Origin of the sequence: Paenibacillus sp. B-A-8 (assembly GCF_048572915.1) — a bacterium.
GTDB lineage: Bacteria > Bacillota > Bacilli > Paenibacillales > Paenibacillaceae > Paenibacillus_AQ.
In genome coordinates this window covers 4,668,115-4,688,972 of the sequence record NZ_CP183882.1, presented here as the reverse complement: position 1 = coordinate 4,688,972, position 20,858 = coordinate 4,668,115, and the positions used below count along the sequence as shown (strand labels likewise).

The 20,858-nt window shown below is 44.3% G+C and carries 23 protein-coding genes; 22 read left to right on the top strand and 1 reads right to left on the bottom strand.

The window, feature by feature from the left end; translation table 11 throughout:
• The first annotated feature begins 1 nt into the window (after position 1).
• The 21 genes from aroB (at position 2) to ACN6MV_RS20970 (ending at position 19,411) form a co-directional block, all read left to right on the top strand.
• Positions 2 to 1,105, top strand: a complete 1,104-nt coding sequence (aroB, locus tag ACN6MV_RS21070; RefSeq protein WP_042129562.1) for a 3-dehydroquinate synthase — start codon at positions 2 to 4, stop codon at positions 1,103 to 1,105.
• Positions 1,099 to 1,473, top strand: coding sequence for a chorismate mutase (aroH, locus tag ACN6MV_RS21065; RefSeq protein WP_042129560.1), 375 nt, complete (start codon positions 1,099 to 1,101; stop codon positions 1,471 to 1,473). The genes aroB and aroH overlap by 7 nt, the downstream gene beginning before the upstream one ends.
• A 338-nt stretch (positions 1,474 to 1,811) precedes the next feature.
• Positions 1,812 to 3,377: an anthranilate synthase component I gene (trpE, locus tag ACN6MV_RS21060; protein WP_042129559.1), complete on the top strand. Its 1,566-nt coding sequence runs from the start codon at positions 1,812 to 1,814 to the stop codon at positions 3,375 to 3,377.
• A gap of 39 nt (positions 3,378 to 3,416) precedes the next feature.
• Positions 3,417 to 4,457, top strand: a complete 1,041-nt coding sequence (gene trpD / locus ACN6MV_RS21055; RefSeq protein WP_419884765.1) for an anthranilate phosphoribosyltransferase — start codon at positions 3,417 to 3,419, stop codon at positions 4,455 to 4,457.
• Positions 4,447 to 5,277, top strand: a complete 831-nt coding sequence (gene trpC, locus ACN6MV_RS21050; protein ID WP_419884764.1) for an indole-3-glycerol phosphate synthase TrpC — start codon at positions 4,447 to 4,449, stop codon at positions 5,275 to 5,277. Before trpD ends, trpC begins: the two co-directional genes overlap by 11 nt.
• Complete coding sequence (locus ACN6MV_RS21045; protein ID WP_042129553.1) at positions 5,270 to 5,947, top strand: phosphoribosylanthranilate isomerase; 678 nt, start codon at positions 5,270 to 5,272, stop codon at positions 5,945 to 5,947. Before trpC ends, ACN6MV_RS21045 begins: the two co-directional genes overlap by 8 nt.
• A complete protein-coding gene (gene trpB, locus ACN6MV_RS21040) occupies positions 5,944 to 7,143 on the top strand; it encodes a tryptophan synthase subunit beta (RefSeq protein WP_042129551.1) in 1,200 nt (399 codons plus the stop codon). Before ACN6MV_RS21045 ends, trpB begins: the two co-directional genes overlap by 4 nt.
• A complete protein-coding gene (gene trpA / locus ACN6MV_RS21035; protein WP_076119772.1) occupies positions 7,140 to 7,964 on the top strand; it encodes a tryptophan synthase subunit alpha in 825 nt (274 codons plus the stop codon). The genes trpB and trpA overlap by 4 nt, the downstream gene beginning before the upstream one ends.
• Positions 7,965 to 8,023: 59 nt before the next feature.
• Positions 8,024 to 9,121 carry a histidinol-phosphate transaminase gene (gene hisC / locus ACN6MV_RS21030; RefSeq protein WP_419884763.1) on the top strand — a complete coding sequence of 366 codons (1,098 nt, stop codon included), beginning with the start codon at positions 8,024 to 8,026 and terminating at the stop codon, positions 9,119 to 9,121.
• A 47-nt stretch (positions 9,122 to 9,168) separates the two neighbouring features.
• A complete protein-coding gene (locus tag ACN6MV_RS21025) occupies positions 9,169 to 10,263 on the top strand; it encodes a prephenate dehydrogenase (protein WP_042129543.1) in 1,095 nt (364 codons plus the stop codon).
• An 810-nt stretch (positions 10,264 to 11,073) separates the two neighbouring features.
• Positions 11,074 to 11,661 (top strand): RNA polymerase sigma factor, encoded by a 588-nt coding sequence (locus ACN6MV_RS21020; protein ID WP_042129542.1) that lies wholly within the window; start codon positions 11,074 to 11,076, stop codon positions 11,659 to 11,661.
• Between the two features lie 5 nt (positions 11,662 to 11,666).
• Positions 11,667 to 12,257 (top strand): anti-sigma factor family protein, encoded by a 591-nt coding sequence (locus ACN6MV_RS21015; RefSeq protein ID WP_042129541.1) that lies wholly within the window; start codon positions 11,667 to 11,669, stop codon positions 12,255 to 12,257.
• Between the two features lie 182 nt (positions 12,258 to 12,439).
• Positions 12,440 to 13,027, top strand: a complete 588-nt coding sequence (locus ACN6MV_RS21010; RefSeq protein WP_419884762.1) for a histidine phosphatase family protein — start codon at positions 12,440 to 12,442, stop codon at positions 13,025 to 13,027.
• Between the two features lie 89 nt (positions 13,028 to 13,116).
• Positions 13,117 to 14,199: a hypothetical protein gene (locus ACN6MV_RS21005; RefSeq protein ID WP_419884761.1), complete on the top strand. Its 1,083-nt coding sequence runs from the start codon at positions 13,117 to 13,119 to the stop codon at positions 14,197 to 14,199.
• A gap of 244 nt (positions 14,200 to 14,443) precedes the next feature.
• Positions 14,444 to 14,623, top strand: coding sequence for an IDEAL domain-containing protein (locus tag ACN6MV_RS21000; RefSeq protein WP_042129535.1), 180 nt, complete (start codon positions 14,444 to 14,446; stop codon positions 14,621 to 14,623).
• A gap of 201 nt (positions 14,624 to 14,824) precedes the next feature.
• A complete protein-coding gene (locus tag ACN6MV_RS20995) occupies positions 14,825 to 15,244 on the top strand; it encodes a DUF2487 family protein (protein WP_419884760.1) in 420 nt (139 codons plus the stop codon).
• A 239-nt stretch (positions 15,245 to 15,483) separates the two neighbouring features.
• Positions 15,484 to 16,038, top strand: a complete 555-nt coding sequence (locus ACN6MV_RS20990) for a ubiquinol-cytochrome c reductase iron-sulfur subunit (protein ID WP_042129531.1) — start codon at positions 15,484 to 15,486, stop codon at positions 16,036 to 16,038.
• A gap of 6 nt (positions 16,039 to 16,044) precedes the next feature.
• On the top strand, positions 16,045 to 16,716 hold the full coding sequence (gene qcrB, locus ACN6MV_RS20985) for a menaquinol-cytochrome c reductase cytochrome b subunit (protein ID WP_042129529.1): 672 nt from the start codon (positions 16,045 to 16,047) through the stop codon (positions 16,714 to 16,716).
• A 26-nt stretch (positions 16,717 to 16,742) separates the two neighbouring features.
• The gene (locus ACN6MV_RS20980; protein WP_076119769.1) at positions 16,743 to 17,615 is read left to right on the top strand and encodes a menaquinol-cytochrome c reductase cytochrome b/c subunit; all 873 of its coding nucleotides are present in this window, start codon (positions 16,743 to 16,745) and stop codon (positions 17,613 to 17,615) included.
• Between the two features lie 92 nt (positions 17,616 to 17,707).
• Complete coding sequence (locus ACN6MV_RS20975; RefSeq protein ID WP_042129526.1) at positions 17,708 to 18,355, top strand: DUF1405 domain-containing protein; 648 nt, start codon at positions 17,708 to 17,710, stop codon at positions 18,353 to 18,355.
• Positions 18,356 to 18,511: 156 nt separating this feature from the next.
• Positions 18,512 to 19,411, top strand: a complete 900-nt coding sequence (locus tag ACN6MV_RS20970) for a sporulation protein YpjB (protein WP_052414667.1) — start codon at positions 18,512 to 18,514, stop codon at positions 19,409 to 19,411.
• A gap of 57 nt (positions 19,412 to 19,468) precedes the next feature.
• On the opposite strand, the gene ACN6MV_RS20965 is transcribed toward ACN6MV_RS20970, so the two are convergent.
• The gene (locus ACN6MV_RS20965; RefSeq protein ID WP_076119766.1) at positions 19,469 to 20,338 is read right to left on the bottom strand and encodes a YitT family protein; all 870 of its coding nucleotides are present in this window, start codon (positions 20,336 to 20,338) and stop codon (positions 19,469 to 19,471) included.
• 168 nt (positions 20,339 to 20,506) lie between these two features.
• On the opposite strand from ACN6MV_RS20965, the gene ACN6MV_RS20960 reads away from it, so the two are divergent.
• Positions 20,507 to 20,836, top strand: coding sequence for a nucleotide pyrophosphohydrolase (locus ACN6MV_RS20960; RefSeq protein WP_036676271.1), 330 nt, complete (start codon positions 20,507 to 20,509; stop codon positions 20,834 to 20,836).
• The last annotated feature ends 22 nt before the right edge of the window (positions 20,837 to 20,858 follow it).

Below are 20,858 nucleotides of genomic sequence, written 5' to 3'. Positions count from 1 at the left end.
TATGCGTACAATTAATGTAGACTTAGGCGATCGATCGTACCCTATCCTTATCGGTAGTGGAGTACTTAAGGACATCGCCCGTTATTGTGCTGAAGCAGGATTTTCGGAGCGTAGTCCACTGTTAGTGGTGAGTGATAGTGAAGTAGCGCCAAGGTATTTGCCGGCACTTGAAGAAGCTTTGCGTTCTCATGGCTATACTGTGGTTAGCCACATTATGCCAGCAGGTGAAGCTTCTAAATCATTAACCGTGTATGAAGAGGTCATGACAACTGCGATTCAAGCAGGGCTAGACCGTAATTCAGCGGTTTTGGCTTTAGGTGGCGGTGTAGTTGGAGATTTAGCTGGATTTGTAGCAGCGACCTATATGCGTGGGATCGGATTTCTACAAATTCCGACGACGATATTAGCTCACGATAGCAGTGTAGGTGGTAAAGTGGCAGTCAATCATCCATTAGCTAAAAATATGATTGGGGCTTTCTATCAACCGTCGATGGTACTCTACGATTTGGATACGTTACGTACTCTTCCAGCACGGCAAGTCGCATCGGGTCTGGCTGAAGTGGTAAAGCACGGTCTCCTGGTGGACAAAGAGTTCGCCTATTGGTGTCGTGATCATGCCGAAGAGCTGCTAAGTCTGAATGTCGAAGCTTTAGGTTATGCTTTAGAGCGTGGCTGTGCGATCAAGGCAGAGGTAGTAGGAAATGATGAGCGTGAGCATGGACTTCGAGCGATTTTGAACCTTGGACATACGATCGGACATGCGATTGAAGCCGTTGGTGGGTACGGTGTGTTCCTGCATGGGGAAGCGATTGCGATTGGCATGGCGGGTTCAGCGCTATTGGCTGTGAAGCTTGGACGGGATGCTTCCATTTATGAGGATACTGTATCCATGCTGTCCGCGTTATCGCTGCCGGTACGCCTTCCTTCCGAGTATGATGAAGATGAACTGATGGAAGCTATGATGCATGATAAGAAATTCAAAGAAGGCAAGATGACCTTTATCGTGCCTGATTCCATAGGCTCTGTAAGCATTGTGAATGATGTGCAGGAGTCACTTGTGCGAGAGGTTCTCGCAGAGCTTAAGAAGGAGGAAAGACCGTGGTAAACCGAGGAATTCGCGGAGCAACGACCGTGACAAAGAACGAAGAGGCAGAGATTTTACGAGAGACAGTTATACTGCTGCGTGAAATCGTAGAACGTAATGATGTTGTAGCTGAGAATATAAGCAATGTATGGATTACGATGACCAATGATTTGGATGCAACTTTTCCCGCAAGGGCTATTCGTGAGATTGAGGGCTGGGAAATGGTTCCACTTATGTGTTCAACAGAAATCCCGGTTAAAGGCAGCTTACCGAAGTGTATTCGGTTGATGGTACAGATTAATACGGATAAATCGCAGCGTGAGATTCGCCATGTTTATCTGAATGAAGCTCAGAAGCTACGTCCGGATTTATCAGAGAGCAAGTCTTAAATTATAGTTGTGGGTTGTCAATGACCCTTGTCATCATGTATAGTGTAGTTAGCCGAGTATAGAAGAGTTTAGTTTAGTTGAGATGAGTATAGTTGAGCAGAGTGCAAGAAGTTTTTTAGATTAGCATGTATTGTGTAAGCAGAGTCTTTATTTTGATATGCACTGAAGTGTTATTTTCACATCAGTGGTGTATCTTATTTAGGGATAAGTCTGTAAACACTACATCAGTATGCTGATCCATGCTCAAAAACATATACTTACTTACATAAACCCTCTACTTCGGTAGAGGGTTTTTTTGTATTTCGGAACCATTCATATATCTAAGGGGGCATCTAACAATGACGAATCCAAGTGTTCAAGAGGTGGTAAAGCTGTCGCGGGATTATAATCTGATTCCTGTTGTAAAGCGACTGCTCGCGGATATGGAAACACCTATCCGATTATTCCAACGTTTCGCTGAACGTGATCGCGCGTTCTTACTTGAAAGTGTAGAGGGCGGGAAACAATGGGCACGGTATTCTTTCATCGGTAGCGATCCCTTTTTGATGATATCCGGTAAAAAGGGTGCAATTAACGTAGAGGTCGGAGGAGAGCAGAAGCGACTATACGGAAAGCCGATTGAGGAGCTTAAAGCGTTACTCCGTTCATACCGTAGTCCTAAGCTTGACGAAATGCCTCCGTTTACCGGAGGGGCTATAGGATTTTTTGGATATGATCTGCTGCAATATTATGAGAAGCTGCCTCAGCATCCAGTGGATGATCTCCAAATGGATGATATAAGATTTATGTTTTGTGATCGGATCATTGTTTTTGACCATGTGAAGCAGCAGATTCTACTTGTTGGTAACCTGCATGTAAAAGACGGAGATACAGATTCGGATATCAGATCCAATTATGAAATCCTGAGTCGTAAGCTGGAGGACATGGCCGAAGATCTACAAAAAGAAGGTCCTAAGGAAAATGTGAATCGTCGCAGCATACCTCAGGATATCGAGCTTGGTGAGATTCATTCAAATCTTACTAAAGAACAGTACATCAACAATGTTGAACAAGCGAAGGAATACATTCGTGCAGGCGATATTTTTCAGGTGGTCTTGTCACAGCGATTGCATATTGAAACGGAGGTTTCTCCGCTGCATGTATATCGAATGCTGAGAACACTTAACCCCTCCCCATATATGTACTATTTAAAAATGGATGAGGAGATTATTGTTGGTACTTCACCGGAAGCGCTAGTAAAGGTGGATGGAAATCGGGTGGAGACACGGCCAATTGCTGGAACAAGGCCAAGGGGGGACAGTGAAGCAGCGGATCGGGCGTTCGCTTCGGAGCTCTTGGAGGATGAAAAAGAACGTGCAGAGCATCTGATGCTTGTTGATCTGGGTCGTAATGACCTAGGCAGAGTATCCAAATTTGGTTCAGTGAAATGTGATTCCTTTATGGAAATTGAAAGATATTCTCATGTCATGCATATGGTATCGAATGTGTCAGGCACACTCAGTGAGGATAAAGATTTCTTTGATGCATTCCTCTCTTGTCTGCCGGCCGGAACGGTTTCCGGGGCGCCTAAGCTACGGGCCATGGAGATTATAGCTGAGTTGGAAAAAGAAGCGCGAGGAGCATATGCCGGAGCCATTGGATATCTAGGGTTCTCTGGAAACATGGATTCCTGTATCACCATTCGTACGATCATCTTCCGGAAAGGTCGCGCATATGTGCAGGCCGGAGCAGGTATCGTTTGGGATTCGGTTCCTGAGAAAGAGTATGAGGAAACCGTGAATAAAGCGAAGGGCATGCTGAAGGCTATTCGTATGGCAGAAGCTATGTTTCCATCTGAAGTGAAAGAGAAACAAGTCATCAACCAAGATTATATGTACGAATATACCCCTGAACAAGTGGTTTGATTTATATAGTAACTCATTAAGGCTGGGAGGAAGATTATTATGGATGCAACGAAATTAATTCAATTAGGAATCGCCGGACTGATCGAAGGCAAAAATCTGACACGTACTGAAGCACGGGATATAATGGGTGCTATAATGCTTGGAGATGCTTCACAAGCACAAATCGGTTCATTGCTGACTGCTTTACGAATTAAAGGAGAAACCGTGGAGGAGATTACGGGTTTTGCGGAAGCTATGAGAGGTTTCGGCACATCCGTACTCACTGACCGCGCACGTTTGTTAGATACCTGTGGTACGGGCGGTTCCGGCATCCATAAATTTAATATTTCAACCGCCTCAGCGATTATTTCATCTGCGGCTTCGGTTAGAGTTGCAAAGCATGGCAATCGTTCGGCTTCAGGCAGAGCGGGAAGTGCTGATGTACTTGAAGCCTTAGGTGTTAACATTCATCTGAATGCAGAGCAGGCTCGAGAATGTCTGGATCGCATTGGCATTTGCTTTTTATTCGCACAAATTTACCATCCTTCGATGCGACATGCAGCAGCACCTCGTAAAGAGCTTGGTGTACGAACGATCTTTAATATGCTGGGTCCTCTTACAAATCCCGCAGGTGCTGACCGTCAGCTGCTGGGGATTTATGACCGGGATAAGACGGAGACGGTGGCTAATGTACTGAAGGAGCTAGGTTCCAAGCGTGCAATGGTTGTAAGCAGTTCGGATGGTCTAGACGAAATCAGCATTTCTGCCTCTACATTAGTGTCTGAGCTAAAAGAGGGTATAGTGACCACTTATGAAATTACTCCGGAGGGATTAGGTCTTAACAGACATCCGCTTGAAGCCGTTCTGGGTGGAGACGCAGCTGAGAACGCAGCAATTATTACCTCCGTGCTCCAAGGTGAGATCAATCCCTATCGCGATATCGTGTTAGCTAATGCGGGAGCATGTATATATGTTGCAGGTCTGGCAGATACCTTGGCCGGAGGCGTCGAGAAAGCAAAAGAAGTAGTGGATTCGGGTAAGGCATTATCCAAGCTGGATCAGCTTGTTGTGATGACGGAGGAGCTTAATTATGTATCTTGATAAAATTGTCGCTACAAAGATCAAAGAGGTGGAGTCGCTCAGTGAACGCTTTTCTATAGCTCAAGCCGAACGTGATATAGCAGCACTCCCTCAGACTAGGGGCTTTCGTAAGGCGCTGACCCAAGGGAAGAACAGAGAGATGGGATTGATTGCTGAGGTGAAGAAGGCTTCCCCTTCTAAAGGTTTGATCCGTGAAGATTTCGATCCTGTTTCTATTGCAAAAGGCTATGAAGCGGGAGGCGCTGATTGTTTATCTGTTTTGACGGATAGGGATTATTTTCAGGGCAGCGCTGCCTACTTGCAGCAAGTGAAGGATAGCGTTAATCTTCCGCTGCTCCGCAAAGATTTTATTATTGATGAGAAACAGATTTATGAAGCGCGTATTCTTGGAGCAGATGCGGTGTTGTTAATCGTCGCAATTTTGACACCGGATAAACTGTCTCATTTTGTAGATATAGCCACAGGACTTGGAATGGATGTATTGATCGAAGTTCATGATCGAAATGAGCTTGCGGTGGTATTAAGTACAGACAAAATAACTCATCCTAATATACTGCTGGGCATTAATAATCGTAATCTGCGTACGTTTGAGACTTCCTTAGAGACAACGGCAGAACTTGCAGCATTAGTACCTCAAGGCGTCCCTGTGATCAGTGAAAGCGGAATTGCAGGTCCAAGTGATATTGACTACCTAAGAACGACTGGCGCTCATGGTGTACTCGTTGGGGAATATCTAATGCGTCAAGCTAATGTAGAAGATGCGGTAAATGGATTGTTAGGTATGCTCCCAAATGGAAAGGACCGTGTCCGGCATGGCTGAGACATTGGTAAAAATCTGTGGACTTCAGGACGTTGAAGTGCTAAAATCTATGGTACACTTACCACTAGATTATATTGGATTTGTATTCGCACCTAGTCGTCGCAGGATTACTCTGGAGCGTGCTTCCGAACTGATTGCTGAACTTCCACAATGGAAGACTAGTGACAAGCCTAAAGCTGCTGGGGTTTTTGTTAATCCCGAGCTGGATGAGCTGAGCGAACTGCTCTCCGTTGTGTCACTAGATGTTATTCAGTTACATGGGGAGGAAAGTCCAGCCTTTTGTCAAAAGGTTCAGCAAGCTTTCCCACAAGTTCAGGTGTGGAAGGCATTGTCTGTTGCTGATAAAGAGTGTGATGACGCCGAAAACAAATATACATTGGAACAATACGCAGGCTTCGTTGATGCTGTATTGTTAGATACTTATGATCCTCAGCAGAGCGGCGGCTCTGGGCGCACTTTCGCTTGGGAGAGGTTGCCTGATTATCAGGAAATCGCGCTACGAAATGGTTTGCCGTTATTTGTAGCTGGAGGACTTCATCCTAATAACGTAGGAGAGTTGCTAGATACTTATGCTCCGTACGGAGTAGACGTATCTAGTGGAGTAGAGAGTGAAGGCGTTAAAGATATTATTAAAATGACAGCTTTTGTGGAAAGGGTGAAGCAATCATGACACAAGTACCGGACCAGCATGGACGTTTCGGTTCATTCGGAGGGCGCTTCGTGCCCGAAACTTTGATGACTGCATTGATTGAGCTGGAGGAAGCCTATCAGAAGTATTCGGCGGACCCGGCTTTTCAAGAAGAAATAGATTATCTATTAAAGCAATATTCCGGACGGGAGACCCCACTGTATTATGCAGAACGTCTAAGTAAACATCTGGGAGAAGCTAAAATATATTTGAAGCGTGAAGATTTGAATCATACGGGCGCTCATAAGATTAACAATGCGATTGGTCAGGGAATTCTGGCTAAAATGATGGGTAAAACCAAGGTGATCGCTGAGACTGGAGCTGGTCAGCATGGTGTTGCTACTGCTACGGTTGCAGCCCTACTTGGTATGGAATGTAAGGTGTTTATGGGGGAAGAGGATACTCGTCGCCAGGCACTCAATGTATTCCGTATGAAGCTGCTTGGAGCTGAGGTGATTCCCGTTACTTCAGGATCGCGTACTTTAAAAGATGCCGGCAACGAAGCGCTTCGCTACTGGGTTAGCAATGTGGAAGATACTTTTTACATTCTCGGTTCTGCCGTAGGCCCACATCCTTATCCGATGATGGTTCGTAACTTTCAGCGGGTGATTGGTGATGAAACGCGGCGCCAGATTCTGAAGGCTGAAGGAAGACTGCCGGATGTGCTTGTTGCTGCAGTAGGCGGCGGTAGTAATGCCATCGGCATGTTCTATCCGTTTGTAGAGGATGAAGGTGTCGGTATGATTGGTGTGGAGGCAGCAGGCAAAGGAATTGACACACCATTTCATGCGGCGACGATGAGTAAGGGGACTCATGGCGTATTCCAGGGTTCGATGAGTTACCTTCTGCAGGATGAACATGGTCAAGTAACAGAGGCTCATTCTATCTCCGCAGGTCTGGATTATCCTGGTGTAGGTCCTGAGCACTCCTATTTAAAAGATATCGAACGCGCAAAATATGTCCCGATTACAGATGCAGAGGCGTTAGATGCACTGAAGCTGCTATGCGTGACGGAAGGCATTATTCCAGCGTTAGAGTCAGCACATGCGATAGCCCATGTAGTAAAGATGGGTCCAACCCTTACCAAGGACGATATTGTTGTTATCTGTCTGTCAGGCCGGGGAGACAAAGATGTGGAATCGATCATGGCGTACACAGAAGGGAAGGGAAATGAATGACAACCGAAACTACAAACCGAATGGATTTGGTATTCCGGAAGCTTAAAGCTGAAGAACAGACGGCATTAATTCCTTTTCTAACTGTGGGAGATCCTGATCTAGAGACTACGCTTGCCATCATCGCCGAGCTTGAACTAGCAGGTGCAGATATTCTCGAGCTAGGGGTTCCTTACTCTGATCCGCTTGCAGACGGCCCTGTCATTCAGCGAGCGTCTGCGCGTGCTCTGCGGGGTGAGGTTCACCTGCGTACTTGCATGGAGACTGCGTTAAAGGCTCGTCAAGCTGGAAGTGAATTGCCATTTATTTTGTTTTCCTATTACAACCCTATTCTGCAAATGGGACTGGATACATTTTTTGCAGAACTGAATGCTCATGAGATTAGTGGTCTTATTATTCCAGATCTTCCTGTCGAGGAATCAGAGGAGATGCGTCGCCGCAGTAGTGAGGTTGGCGTTAATCTGATTCCACTGGTTGCACCGACCTCAAGTGAACGGATTGCGAAGATTGTCTCAGGTGCGAGTGGGTTTATCTATTGTGTATCCTCGTTAGGTGTGACAGGAGAACGATCCACTTTTCATGCTGATGTAGAAGCGTTTATTGATTCTGTACGTCAAGCAACAGACCTACCAGTAGCTGTTGGATTTGGTATTTCAACGGGTGAACAGGTTGCCCGCTTTGCTCAGATTTGCGATGGGGTTGTAGTAGGCAGTGCCATTGTCCGCAAAATAGAAGATGTCATTCCGCTGCTCGACAATCCTGTCACACGGAATGAGGGGCTGTTGCAAATTCGAGAATTTGTGGCACAATTAAAAAGACCATAACAGGGTCATTTAGACCTGTGTATAGTGGAGTAATCAACTATGGAGAGCGAGGACTATTCATGAATCCAAAACCGAATATAGTTAATCTCCCTGTCTACAAACCAGGGAAACCTATAGACGAAGTTAAGAAGGAGCTCGGCTTAAGTGAGGTTATTAAGCTTGCATCCAATGAGAACCCGTATGGAGCTTCCCCGAGTGCTAAAGAGGCTATTCTAGCAGAGCTTGAGAATCTTTATCTATATCCAGACGGATCGGCCGTTGAGTTGACGGCAGCACTTGCCAGCCGGCTTGGTGTAAATAGCGATAATATTATTTTTGGTTGTGGTTCTGATGAGATTATTGCTCTTATTGCTCGTGCTTTCTTCTTGCCAGGTGATGAGACAATCATGGCTGACCAGACCTTTTCTGTCTATAAGAGTAACGCAGATATCGAAGGCGCTGTATCCATCGAGGTACCCCTTGTAAAGGGTACACATGATCTGGATGGGATGCTGGCCCGTATTACGGACCGCACGAAGGTTGTCTGGATTTGTAATCCGAATAACCCAACAGGAACGATTGTACCAGAGGAAGCCTTGGTTTCTTTCCTTGATGCTGTTCCTTCGAATGTAATGGTTGTCCTTGATGAAGCATACTGCGAGTACGTAACAGATCTTTCTTACTCCAACGGTATCCAATTATTAAATCGTTATACGAATCTGGTTGTGCTTCGCACATTCTCCAAAATTTATGGTTTAGCCGCATTGCGTATTGGTTATGGCGTTGCTAGTCCTGAGATTATTTCATTGATCAACAAGGTACGTGAGCCTTTCAATACTTCTCGTCTTGCGCAGGCGGCGGCTCTTGCTGCCTTGAATGACCAAGATTACGTGGAGCAATGCCGTCGTCTTAATAGCGCGGGTATTGTCCGATTACAAGGTGAATTCAAACGTCTGGGACTAGAATCTTTCCCTGCACACGGGAACTTCATTATGGTAGATGTTCGTAAACCTGCAACCGAGGTTTTCGATGCTTTGATGCGTAAAGGAATCATAGTAAGAGCAGGTCATCAAGTTTACCCTACTTATATTCGTGTTACTGTGGGCTCTGCTGAACAGAACAAAGCGTTTATAACTGCGCTGGAACAAACGCTTATAGAGTATGGTGTGCGCGCTTAGTAATAAACAGCAAGACTAGACTAAAAAAGGCAGGTAGTTCAAAGAACATGACGACAAAAATAGCTATATTCGGTGTCGGTCTGATCGGAGGCTCACTGGCCCTTTGCTTTAAAGGCAAGGAGGGCCTGACCGTCGTAGGACATGCCCACCGTCCTGAATCCGCGAGTAAATATATAAGCAGAGGTGTGGTTGATCAAGCCACGCTTTCTGTTGAAGAAGCGGCACTTGATGCTGATTTCATTTTTTTATGTGTACCGGTAGGGATGTTAGAGGATTATCTGCAGCAATTAAGTAAATTGCCTCTAAAACCCGGCTGCATTATTACAGATGTTGGAAGCACGAAAGCTAGTATTGCCGCATGTGCGGTCTCCTTAGATATTCCTGGAGTACATTTTATCGGCGGACACCCAATGGCAGGATCGGAGCGCTCAGGTGTTGAGGCGGCTTCATCACTGCTATTTGAGAATGCGTATTATGTGTTGACGCCTCCTCCAGGCGTACCAGACGAGGCTTATCATGCGTTGGAGTCTCTACTACACCACACAAGAGCGCAGATTGTACGCCTTGATCCAGAACGTCATGATGAGATTGTAGGCGCCATTAGTCATTTACCGCATATTATTGCCGTTGCTCTGGTGAATCAGATTCGTGCCTATGATGATACTGACTCCTTATATAGCACATTAGCTGCTGGGGGCTTTCGGGATATTACACGGATTGCTTCCAGTGATCCTATAATTTGGCGAGACATTTTACTGAACAATCGTTTTGTAATGCTTCGTTTATTGAAGGATTGGAACGAGGAAGTTTCTTCTTTTGTTCGTCTACTGGAAAGTGAAGATGGTGTGGGGATTGAAGAGGCCTTCCAGGAAGCAAATGGCTTCCGCAGTCAGTTACCTGAACGGCGTAAAGGCATGATAGCACCTTTATTTGACCTACATATTGATGTACCGGATCATCCGGGGATTATCGGTCGTATTGCTACTGAGCTGGGGGACCAAGGCATTAACCTTAGTAACGTACAAATCATCGAGAGTCGTGAAGATGTGCCGGGTATTATGCGCCTATCATTTCGACAGGAGAACGATATGGAACGTGCGAAGGTGCTTCTGCAGCAGCACGATTATACCGTATATGTGTAGTTAGTTGCCCTTCCAATATGGAGGGGCTTTTATTTATTATGGGCTCTAAAAAAGTATAACGCTGTGAACAGCAACTGCTTCAAGTGGATGCAGAAGAGGGTATTGATAATGAGCGGGGCTAACCTGGCTGATTTGTTTTAGTGATGGTAGCTTATATTTTTATAAGTTAGATACAGCGCTTACAAGGCAAAAAAAAGACCGCTTACAAAGTAAGCGGCTACAGTTCACAATAAATTGGAACCGTGTAGTATTTGGATAGGAGTGGAGAGAAACCATACTGTACTTTTATTATATGTATACGTTTACATTTTGTCAACAGTTTATTAAAAAGAGATTAAAGTCATTTTACAGTGACCAAAGTCTTATTGCTGAAGCTAATGTTTATTTATAATCTGATGTCAGGTCGTGCTGACGAGATTACTGCTCTGAAGTCTATTAATGTCATCCTATGAGAATCTGTGATACAATAGATCTGGTATATTTCTAGATTCGTTATAAAATTTATATGCTTTTATAAGTATGCCATTTTTCTTTTTATATTCATCACAATCATCATGCCATAAATATTGGGTGGTTGAATATACATAGGTGTATTTCAAAATTTAAGATCATGTAAGTCTTATGTTATACATTATCTTTAAATTTCGACGAGAAAAGGTTGTCCTACATAAAATGACGACAATATCGTTTCTTCTTGGTAATAAACTAAAAAATTGCAGTTAGCACCGCAACTTTTAAAGCCCAAACCGGTATAATAAGTACGGACCGGACGGGAAAAGACGTGCAAGGGCGAGGAGGGCCAATCTCACCATGACGGATTCCCAGTTGATCCAGCAAATCAAACAAGGAAATACAGAATTATATTCAGAATTAATGCGTCGTTATCAGCGAAAAATATTGGCATTTGTATATCATATGCTAAGAAACTCACAAATGGAGCTAATTGCAGAGGACCTTTGTTCGGAGACTTTCTACAAGGCATTCCGTAGCTTGCATTCCTTTCGAGAGGTAGATGCTTCCTTTTCAACTTGGTTGTACACTATTGCTCGTAATACTGTACTAAGTGAGCTTCGTAAGAATCGTGCCGGAAATGTATCTCTAGAAGAGAGCGGATATACTCCCGTTGCACCGTTTGAGGTAGCACCTGAGCAGGCTGCATTGCGTAAAGAACGGATGAATTTAGTCCGCGAGGCAATTAATAATCTTCCGGAGAAACAACGCTCTGCGCTAATCCTGCGTGAATATGATCAAATGGACTATCAAGAAATTGCAGAAATTTTGGATCAAAGTGTAAGCTCCGTGAAATCATTGTTGTTTCGTGCCAGAAGTAGTGTGAAGCTTCAACTCGAATCCTATTTCAATGAGCCTGAAGTTGAAGAGCAGGTTGAGAGGGTGTAAGGCGAATGAATTGCAGGGAAGCGCAAGAATGTATTCCGCTCTTGTGGGACGCTCCCCCCACACATCCTAGGCGGATTTTACTAGAAAGACATATTGAAACTTGTCCTTACTGCGCTGCTGAATGGTCTTTGTGGCAAGAAAGTAGTCAGCTTATGCATGATTTGAAGGAAGAGATTAGCGAAGAGAGTGCAGAGCTCATAAATGTTAAAGTTATGGAACGGATTTATCTAGAGAGTCCTTGGTTGATGCCAGGGGATGGGAAATCCGCGGGGACATCTGCTATTGTCCGCCATCGGCTTAGCCTCTGGATCGCTTGCTTTCTGGCAGTATTTTTATCCAGTGTTCTTTACTTCACTATGTTTAGAACACCTGCTGATATCACAGCGGCTCAGAGTGGAATTGTAGAGACGGGTATTGCAGGTTCTATGGAATGGACATCGACTTATCCGATTTTAGGGTCTGAAGGTGGGATTATTGAACCGCTTGTAGTGAATATGGGACCTACTCATCCTCAATATTGGATGATGTTATCCATGCTTGGTGTGGGTTTTGCAGTGTTTTCGCTAACCCGGCTGAATCGCTATCGCAGATCTTAAAGGGTCTATTGACGTATGACTTAGCTGTTACAGTATATAATAGTGTTAATAACGTTGTAGGAGTCCCTTTACTTAAAGTTAAGAGGGGCTTTTTTTGTATTCTAATATGCATAAAAGAAGACTTTTTATTGCATCCATGTTACATTAAGAGACAAATACTTGGATGAAAAGGGGGAGGCAATATGCTAATCGGCTTGATACGCCATGGATTGACGGACTGGAACGCAATTGGGAAGATTCAGGGACAAAGTGATATTCCGCTTAATGATGAAGGACGGATGCAAGCTGCTATGCTTGCTGACCGCTTACTACAAGAACCGTATCGATGGGATTATTGCATTACAAGTAACCTTTCCCGTGCCGCAGAGACAGGCAAGATTATTGCCGATAAATTAGGCATACCGCTGCTAGATCCTGATCATCGGATCCGGGAACGTGCTTACGGGCAGGTAGAAGGGCTTACTGCCGCTGAACGCGAAGAGAAGTGGGGCAAGGAATGGAGTCAGCTCTCGCTAGGTCAAGAAACCGACGAGCAGCTTCAGGCTCGTGCACTCGCTTTTATGGAGGATATTTTTGCGCAGCATCCCGATCGGAACATATTAGTTATTTCTCATGGGGGGTTCCTCGCTCAGCTGTATACTGCACTTTACAAGGATAAGTATTCTGAACGAATTGGAAATTTATCCCTAACCATCTTGGAGAAGAAAGAGCGAGAATGGAACCCTATTTTATACAATTGTACTCGCCATATCCTGCAAAATCAGCGTTAACCCGTGCATCGGGTTATTTTTTTTGCGCTAAGGGGAATAAAATGGGCTGTATTTCCCATAATGGTAGTAAAACGGTGAGGCGATAAAACATGAATCTGGCGGATATGCTTACTTATGCAGATATTGGACAGCTGACCGCCATAGCGGGACGCTACCGGTGTGAATGCAAGCAGAATTCTAAACATGACTTGATCCAGAGTATTTTGATTATGCTGGGTAGCAGAAGTTTTATGGAGTCTCATATCCGGGAATGTGCTCCGGAGGATCTGCGGTTTCTGAATACATTACTTTTTGATGAACGCAGCTACTTTAGTCTAGAAGATTTGTTGGCTGTGGCTAGGCAGGCTTCGTTTGACACTCCTGAAGGAAAGACCGGAGGTTTCAGGGAGATGGTTTCTCGTTTCAAAAGCGGAGGCTGGCTCTTTAGTGGCTCCTCCCAGCAAACCAGATACTTGTTCCAAGTGCCTAAAGATTTGAAAGAGCGCTTTCGTGAGACGATGAGCGCACATATCAAGGATAAGGTTACGGTTAGCTCTGAACCAGCCATGTATCGAAATGAAGGCGAATTGTTATTAGGTGATCTGGTTATGCTTCTGAGATATATTAAAGAAAATGAGCCGGAGCTGAATCAGGAAGGGGCAATGTATAGGCGGTATCAGCAAGGAGTGATGAATGCACTTCATATTCCGGAGGATCTTCTTAGCAAAGGCGGCTGGAGATTTGGTTATGGTAGGGCATGCGAGCATTATCCACCTAGATTAGCGCTCCTGTATGACTATGTTCGTCATCGCCGCTGGATCACTGAAGAAGGGTTTCGGTTAAGGCTTACGGCGACAGGAGAGGCAGTGTTGGCCGATGGAAAATGCGACTCGTTGATGCAGATATTCTCTTTTTGGTTAAAACTATATAAGGGGGCTATACCAAACCTGCCTTCACTTGTGTATTGGGTGAGCATTAGTGCAAGGAATTGGGTGAGTGTACCTTCATTAGTGGATGGGGTAGGGTGGTTAATTAAACCGTTCTATTATGACAGTGCTGCTTCTATCCTGGAGCAACGAATTATTCGGATGATGGTGCACCTTGGGATGCTTAAATTAGGGGATACTACTGCTGGTCTCACTGTGATGATGACGCCGTGGGGGATGGAGATAGCCGTTCCTAAACATCTATAGTAGTATGGAGGCATACAAGCAAATGCTTATGGGGATTACATACGTAGATGAGGACTTCGCTTTGGTTGTTAATAGGAACAATAGATGAAGTATTGATCAGAATGGGTAAATATGTAGAACGTAGACAGGATTGTTGAATATGATTTAGTAGGTGCCGTCACTTTTGAAACCGAAAACAAATCATCTTGATGGATATCAAAATATTAAAGCAATAAGGATCTCTTAAACAGCGGAGGTGTATCGAATGGACAAAATGAAGGCTACGTACGAAGTGATGCTAGGACTTGCGGCAGAAATGGTGTGGGATGAAGCGCTGCGAAAGCGTCGCTCCGACATCTTGCACCGTGAGATTGACACGGCGCTGGCTACAGGAGATAAATTGGCTTTTCGAAATCTTACAGAAGAACTTAAAAGTTTGGCATAAAGAAATGCGCTTAGCGCATTTCTTTTTTTATTAATTTGTTGTGATCTTGCTAATGGAGCAATGAAGCTCACTTTCTGTATCAGTAAAAATCTAAATCTAGACGTTTGTACCCCTCTTTCAATATAATGGGATTTATAACTTCGGGCAAATTTGTGAACAGCGGAAACGACGAAGGATTGTATTATAGGGAGATGGACATAAATGAAATTCAGTGAATTTGAAGTTGAACAATGGGCTGACAATCGAAATTTCTATGATACATGTCTCATACCTTTTACAGGATTAAGCGGGTCTGAGAGTCCCCCTGAGACGGTTCAAGCATTAGAAAGATTACGTGATTTCATGGATTTGGTGGAAATACCATTCAAGGGACGTATCGTAACTTACCCAGCGATTCAGTATGGAGGGGGAGGATATGTCGAGCTAATTAATGAGGTTTGCCAAAAAGTCAAATCCAGTGGTTTCCAGTATGCTGTAGTATTGACAGCGGATATAGCACTTCTGAAGGAGGAAATCTTTGAAAGCGATTTAGTGCTCTCTCTGCCTATTATTGAGTCCTCTCTGGAAGGCAAGATTAATAGTGATATTGGTATGAAAATTCAAGAAATGTGGCGACGGTGAGCCTCTTTTAAATGTGACAGAAAATCAACAATTGTAGGCGAAAATCACTTTTTGGCCTGTCACAAATTAGACAATATTCTTGACGGGTTTTGGTGCCTAAGCTATTATTAGGTTGAATCGAAATGGTATGTGATGTATTTCATTGAAAAGATTTGAAAACGGATTATTTATAGTAAGGCATCTCTGATCGGACACCATAGATACTTTCTTATATCTTGTGAAGGGGGTTATATAACAGTATGAGCAGCCATAATGATCAACAGGATATTTGGCCTGAACAACCACCCAGCCGTAAAGAGATGTCGCGCAGGCAATTTTTGACCTACACGCTAGGTGGCGCTACTGCTTTTATGGGGGCAGGCACAATTCTCCCAATGGTCCGTTTTGTCGTGGACCCAATATTACATAAGAAGGGCGCAGGTGAATTTATAAAGGTTGCTGAAATAAGTAAAATCACCGAAGAGCCCCAAGAATTTACGTTTGAATTGAAGCAGAAGGACGGATGGTACGATAGCACAGCGACGCTGACTGCGTGGATCCGTAAAGACGCAAAGGGTGATATTTATGCGCTTTCACCCATATGTAAACATTTAGGATGTACGGTCGGATGGAATAACGATAAGGCTCATCCCGACGAATATCACTGCCCTTGCCACGGTGCGCGTTACACTAAACTCGGCAAAAATCTCGAGGTTGCTCCAAAGCCGCTTGACCAGTATAAAACGAAATTTGATAACGGCTGGGTTCTTTTGGGTGATATTGTGCCTAATACAGTAGCTAGTGGGGAGGCGTAGGTTCTAATGTTTAAAAATGTCTATAACTGGATTGACGAACGTTTGGATGTTACGCCAATTTGGAGGGACGTGGCCGATCACGAGGTTCCTGAGCATGTTAACCCGGCCCATCATTTCTCTGCGTTTGTGTATTGTTTTGGCGGACTGACCTTTTTTATTACAGTGATTCAGATCTTATCGGGTATGTTCTTAACGATGTATTATGTTCCAGATATTATCAATGCTTATGCAAGTGTTGAATATTTACAGTCTAGTGTTGCTTTTGGACAAATTGTCCGCGGAATGCATCACTGGGGTGCCAGTCTAGTTATTGTTATGATGTTCCTTCATACGATGCGTGTCTTCTTTACAGGCTCTTACAAAGCTCCGCGTGAGATGAACTGGGTAGTGGGTATGCTTATCTTCTTCGTAATGTTGGGTCTCGGTTTAACGGGTTACTTATTGCCTTGGGATAATAAAGCTTATTTTGCAACAAAAGTAACCCTTGAAATTGCTAACTCTGTTCCTGTGATGGGACCCGTACTAAAAGAGCTTATGCAAGGTGGTACGATTGTTGGTGCAGAAACATTGACTCGGTTTTTCGCACTACATGTATTCTTCCTCCCAGCGGTGCTTCTTAGTCTGCTCGTAGGACACTTTATTATGATCCGCAGACAAGGGATTTCTGGACCGTTGTAAGTTAATCTGAGAGAGGAGGAATACGGATGGCACATGGAAACAATTCTAAGGAAAAGGTTGTATACGTCGGTGATACCAGAGTTCGTAAAGGCAATGGATTTATCACACCTCCAGACTATTCAGCCTATCCTGGTAAATCGGAAGCCTTCATCCCTAACTTTCTACTGAAAGAATGGATGGTTGGCGTCGTTGTACTTGTAGGAATATTAGTGCTTACTATTTCAGAGCCTGCGCCGCTAGGGTTTCCAGCGAATGCGAGTGCTACGGTTATCCCAATTCCTGACTGGTACTTCTTGTTTCTCTATCAGTATTTAAAGCTTCCATATGCTTCTGGTGATTATATCGTACTGGGTACATTAGGAGTAACCGGTGTAGCTTTTGGTTCACTTCTTTTAGCTCCATTTCTGGATACAGGCAGAGAACGCCGCTTCTATCGTAGACCGATCGCTTCATCTTTGATGTTCTTATCACTTGCAGCGATTGTGTACTTGACGAATACGGCTTGGACTGAATACAAACATGAAATGGCTGAAACCGGTCAAATTCCTGAAGATGTTCAACGGGAAGAGAAGGCGGCGGAGAATAGGGCGAAGGGCCTCCCAACCTCGAATGCAGTTAAAGCAAAGGAAGTAGCGATTGTAGACAAGGATGATCCAGCCATGGGACTCTTTAAGCAAGCTACCTGCATTTCTTGTCATGCCGCCGATTTGAAAGGGGCTGGTGGACCCTCTCTTCGTGGCGTAGGGGACACTCATGATAAAGAAGCAATCCTTACTATTATAAAAGAGGGTCAAGGGCAGATGCCGAAGATGTATGATACTGCTCTGGGAGCGGGGCTTTCGGATCAAGACATTGATGCCTTGGCAGACTGGCTTGCCAAACAAAAAAGCGAACAGTAAAATAATAATAACGCAAAACCTGATCGAATCTGCGGTCAGGTTTTTGTATGTCAATCGTAAAGTTGCCACTACTTGGGAGGTTAATGATCTGTATGTCAGTTCATGGGTTTGATAGACTGTTTAAACACCGAGGAATCATTTGGTTGTTATTTATTGTGAATCTTCTCGGTACCATTTATGGCTACATATGGTATGGCAATCAATTGGAGTTCACGGCAGCTAACTTTCCGCTTTGGTTGCTGCCGTTTGTTCCAGATAGTCCAACCGCGAGCTTGTTCTTTACCTTGGCACTGTTGCTAATGCTCTTTCCTCCAAAAAGCTATACGGGAAATAACGTTAGGGAGCTTATTGAAGCATTAGCGGTAGTGACGTCCGTGAAGTATGGGATTTGGGCGGTAAGTATGATTTTTGCTGGAGGGTATCAAGGAGATATTCTAGTGTGGAAAGATTGGATGCTGGTAATCTCCCATTTGGGGATGGCAGTGGAAGCCTTGATCTATGCACGATTCTTTTCTTTCCGCAAAATGATACCGCTAGCGCTGTTCTGGACCCTTGCTAACGATTTGCTGGACTATTCCTATGGAATATACCCATGGTTACCTTCTGTACTGAATGATGATGTTACTCAGGTACAATACTTTACAATGGCGCTTACGGTGTTTAGCGTAATTGTTGCTTGGTTGTTTAGTAGTAGACAAAGACCAGGTGAGTCTATCTATCAGTTTAAGAATAGGTTCTAGCAAGCAGTTCTAACCCTTGTCCCTTTGCCATACATTTAGAATTATAAGAAGTATTAGTTTTATACTATACTTTATCCTTATAATTTTACGAGAAATGAATATCGTCTTTAAAAGACGACAACGTCGTTTCTTCTTAAGGTAGGAGGGGGATGTCTCATGCTCCGCGGGAGATATTATGTGTTGGTTATTCTAGTATTTTGCTGGTTACTGACCAGCATGAATGTTGAAAAAGCTTCAGCAGCGCAAGCGAATGCTGGTGAAGGTGATGGCAATGATACGAAGCAAAGCGCCGATGTTAGTTCGGGCAATGGTTTGGTTGTGATGAGTGGGAAAACTGGAGCACAGCAGCTAGAACAAGCCGCTGAGGCATTGTATGGGTATGTCTTGGAAGGCGATGTGATGAAGGTCCGACAAGAAACCGAAGAGCTCTCTAGGATCTTAGTTTCCTCTTCCTTTGAAGGAATGACTTCTGTAGAGGGCATTAATGCGCTGTCAGGGGTAATTATGGACCTCAAGGCTGCAGTGGCAAGTGCAAAAATATCTCAGGAGCAATTGGAGACTACAGCAACCAAGTTACGGTTAGCCGCCAACAGTCTAAATCAACCTGGACAGCCCATTTGGCTGCAGTATTATAAGCTAATCCACGAGGATCTGAATGCGATGGAACGAAGCGGTGCTGCAAATGATCTGGCTGGATGGAAAGCGGCTGTAGAGAGGCTACAGAGCAGGTACGAGAATATTCGGCCAGCAGTGATCGTCTCCCGTCAGGCTGAAGTTGTAAATGCTTTTGATTCTTGGCTCTCTTATGCAGCAGGCATTCCTTCTTCTTCACAAAAAATCGAACGGGCCCGGTTGCTTGAAATAGTGTCTTACGGCCAGGATGCGGTGCGGGTAATGTTCGGAAAATCGAAGGATGAGCCGGCTTTGTCATTACCCCTGGCCTCACAAGAATTTGGGATTTGGGGAGGGCTAGCCGCAAGCTTTATTATTGCAGCATTAGCTTATGTGGGCTATCGTAAGTATCGTGGAGAAAATCAAAAATTCAAGCCGATTTAGTGAAATTGGCTTAATGAATAACAAAAAGGAGCGGGAAGAGTCCTCGCTCCTTTTTCTTTATGTTTCTCTGAATCCCTCGCCTTGAACATCATGCACATCACTTATAATTACGAACGCGTGCGGATCAATTGATTTGACTAATAAACTAAGACGGCGAATTTCCTGCCTTGAGACCACACAATACACCATATGCTTGGCTTGCTTAGAATACGCACCGATGGCGGGGATGAGCGTTACTCCTCGTTCTAATTCAGCAGTTATTAGATCGGCAATTTGGGGTGCCTCGTCACTAATGATAGTAAAAGCTTTGGCGGCATAAGCGCCTTCCTGGATGAAATCAATAACACGTGAAGCGATAAACACTGCGACGAGTGTGTATAGAATTTTTTCTTTGGGAATATAGAAGATGGAAGAACCGATAATGAAAATGTCGATAGCCAGAATAATCTGTCCCATGCTCCAGCCGAAATTCCGTCCCAGAATTCTTGCTACAATGTCTACGCCACCTGTTGTGCCACCAAAACGGAACACAATCCCAAGCCCTGTTCCAAGTGTCACCCCTGCGTATAGTGCAGCAAGAATAAAGTCATGTTCGGTGCTGAACGGCACGATCCATCCGGCAGAGATCAATCTTTCGAAGATCCACAAGAAAAGGGATAAAGACCCGATCCCTACACCTGTGTATACAATTTGGCGGCCGCCTAGGACTTTCCAACCCAGCAGAAACAATGGAAGATTGATTAGCAGCGTTGTTAAAAAGATTGGGATGTCAAAGGCATAATTAAGCAACAGTGTGATACCTGTTACGCCGCCTTCCATTAGCTGACTGGGAATGATGAAATACAGTAGACCGAATGCATATACGGCAGTGCCGAGCATGATGGGAGCAACTGTTTTACTGATTGTGATTACCTTGTTTGAATTCATGGAATCCCTCGTTAGGCCTTGTTAAGGCAGTTTTTCTTTTCCTATAATAAGTATACCTTTTCTTGCAGGTGTTAAAATATTCAAAAAAGATTTGTCTTCAAAACGTCTTTACGATAACATAGGGGCAAACAGAAGGCAAGATATACAGAGGGGGCAAAGATACATTTTATGGACAAAAGTCTTGGTGACATTCAGCGTGAAGTAGACGCTTATATATCGCAATTTAAAGAAGGGTACTTCAGTCCGCTGTCTATGTTAGCCCGCATGTCCGAGGAAGTCGGAGAGTTGGCGCGGGAAGTTAATCATGAATTCGGTGAAAAGCCGAAGAAGTCTGATGAAGCAGAGAATTCTATTGAGCTTGAACTGGGAGATATTCTGTTTATTACCGTTTGTTTTGCGAATTCTCTTGGGATAGATCTGACTGAAGCGCATAATAAGGTTATGCATAAGTTTAATACCCGAGACGCTGGGCGTTGGACACCAAAAGACACCGATTAGGCCTCTATAACATATGCTGTAC

Excerpts from the sequence above, each read along its gene's own strand:
- trpD (WP_419884765.1), top strand. The coding sequence starts at position 3,417 with ATGGATGCAACGAAATTAATTCAATTAGGAATCGCCGGACTGATCGAA.
- ACN6MV_RS21020 (WP_042129542.1), top strand. The coding sequence starts at position 11,074 with ATGACGGATTCCCAGTTGATCCAGCAAATCAAACAAGGAAATACAGAA.
- aroB (WP_042129562.1), top strand. The coding sequence starts at position 2 with ATGCGTACAATTAATGTAGACTTAGGCGATCGATCGTACCCTATCCTT.
- ACN6MV_RS21010 (WP_419884762.1), top strand. The coding sequence starts at position 12,440 with ATGCTAATCGGCTTGATACGCCATGGATTGACGGACTGGAACGCAATT.
- ACN6MV_RS20960 (WP_036676271.1), top strand. The coding sequence starts at position 20,507 with ATGGACAAAAGTCTTGGTGACATTCAGCGTGAAGTAGACGCTTATATA.
- hisC (WP_419884763.1), top strand. The coding sequence starts at position 8,024 with ATGAATCCAAAACCGAATATAGTTAATCTCCCTGTCTACAAACCAGGG.
- ACN6MV_RS21000 (WP_042129535.1), top strand. The coding sequence starts at position 14,444 with ATGGACAAAATGAAGGCTACGTACGAAGTGATGCTAGGACTTGCGGCA.
- ACN6MV_RS20980 (WP_076119769.1), top strand. The coding sequence starts at position 16,743 with ATGGCACATGGAAACAATTCTAAGGAAAAGGTTGTATACGTCGGTGAT.
- ACN6MV_RS20965 (WP_076119766.1), bottom strand. The coding sequence starts at position 20,338 with ATGAATTCAAACAAGGTAATCACAATCAGTAAAACAGTTGCTCCCATC.
- ACN6MV_RS21045 (WP_042129553.1), top strand. The coding sequence starts at position 5,270 with ATGGCTGAGACATTGGTAAAAATCTGTGGACTTCAGGACGTTGAAGTG.
- ACN6MV_RS20975 (WP_042129526.1), top strand. The coding sequence starts at position 17,708 with ATGTCAGTTCATGGGTTTGATAGACTGTTTAAACACCGAGGAATCATT.
- qcrB (WP_042129529.1), top strand. The coding sequence starts at position 16,045 with ATGTTTAAAAATGTCTATAACTGGATTGACGAACGTTTGGATGTTACG.
- ACN6MV_RS21025 (WP_042129543.1), top strand. The coding sequence starts at position 9,169 with ATGACGACAAAAATAGCTATATTCGGTGTCGGTCTGATCGGAGGCTCA.
- ACN6MV_RS20995 (WP_419884760.1), top strand. The coding sequence starts at position 14,825 with ATGAAATTCAGTGAATTTGAAGTTGAACAATGGGCTGACAATCGAAAT.
- trpC (WP_419884764.1), top strand. The coding sequence starts at position 4,447 with ATGTATCTTGATAAAATTGTCGCTACAAAGATCAAAGAGGTGGAGTCG.
- ACN6MV_RS21005 (WP_419884761.1), top strand. The coding sequence starts at position 13,117 with ATGAATCTGGCGGATATGCTTACTTATGCAGATATTGGACAGCTGACC.
- trpA (WP_076119772.1), top strand. The coding sequence starts at position 7,140 with ATGACAACCGAAACTACAAACCGAATGGATTTGGTATTCCGGAAGCTT.
- ACN6MV_RS21015 (WP_042129541.1), top strand. The coding sequence starts at position 11,667 with ATGAATTGCAGGGAAGCGCAAGAATGTATTCCGCTCTTGTGGGACGCT.
- ACN6MV_RS20990 (WP_042129531.1), top strand. The coding sequence starts at position 15,484 with ATGAGCAGCCATAATGATCAACAGGATATTTGGCCTGAACAACCACCC.
- trpE (WP_042129559.1), top strand. The coding sequence starts at position 1,812 with ATGACGAATCCAAGTGTTCAAGAGGTGGTAAAGCTGTCGCGGGATTAT.
- trpB (WP_042129551.1), top strand. The coding sequence starts at position 5,944 with ATGACACAAGTACCGGACCAGCATGGACGTTTCGGTTCATTCGGAGGG.
- ACN6MV_RS20970 (WP_052414667.1), top strand. The coding sequence starts at position 18,512 with ATGCTCCGCGGGAGATATTATGTGTTGGTTATTCTAGTATTTTGCTGG.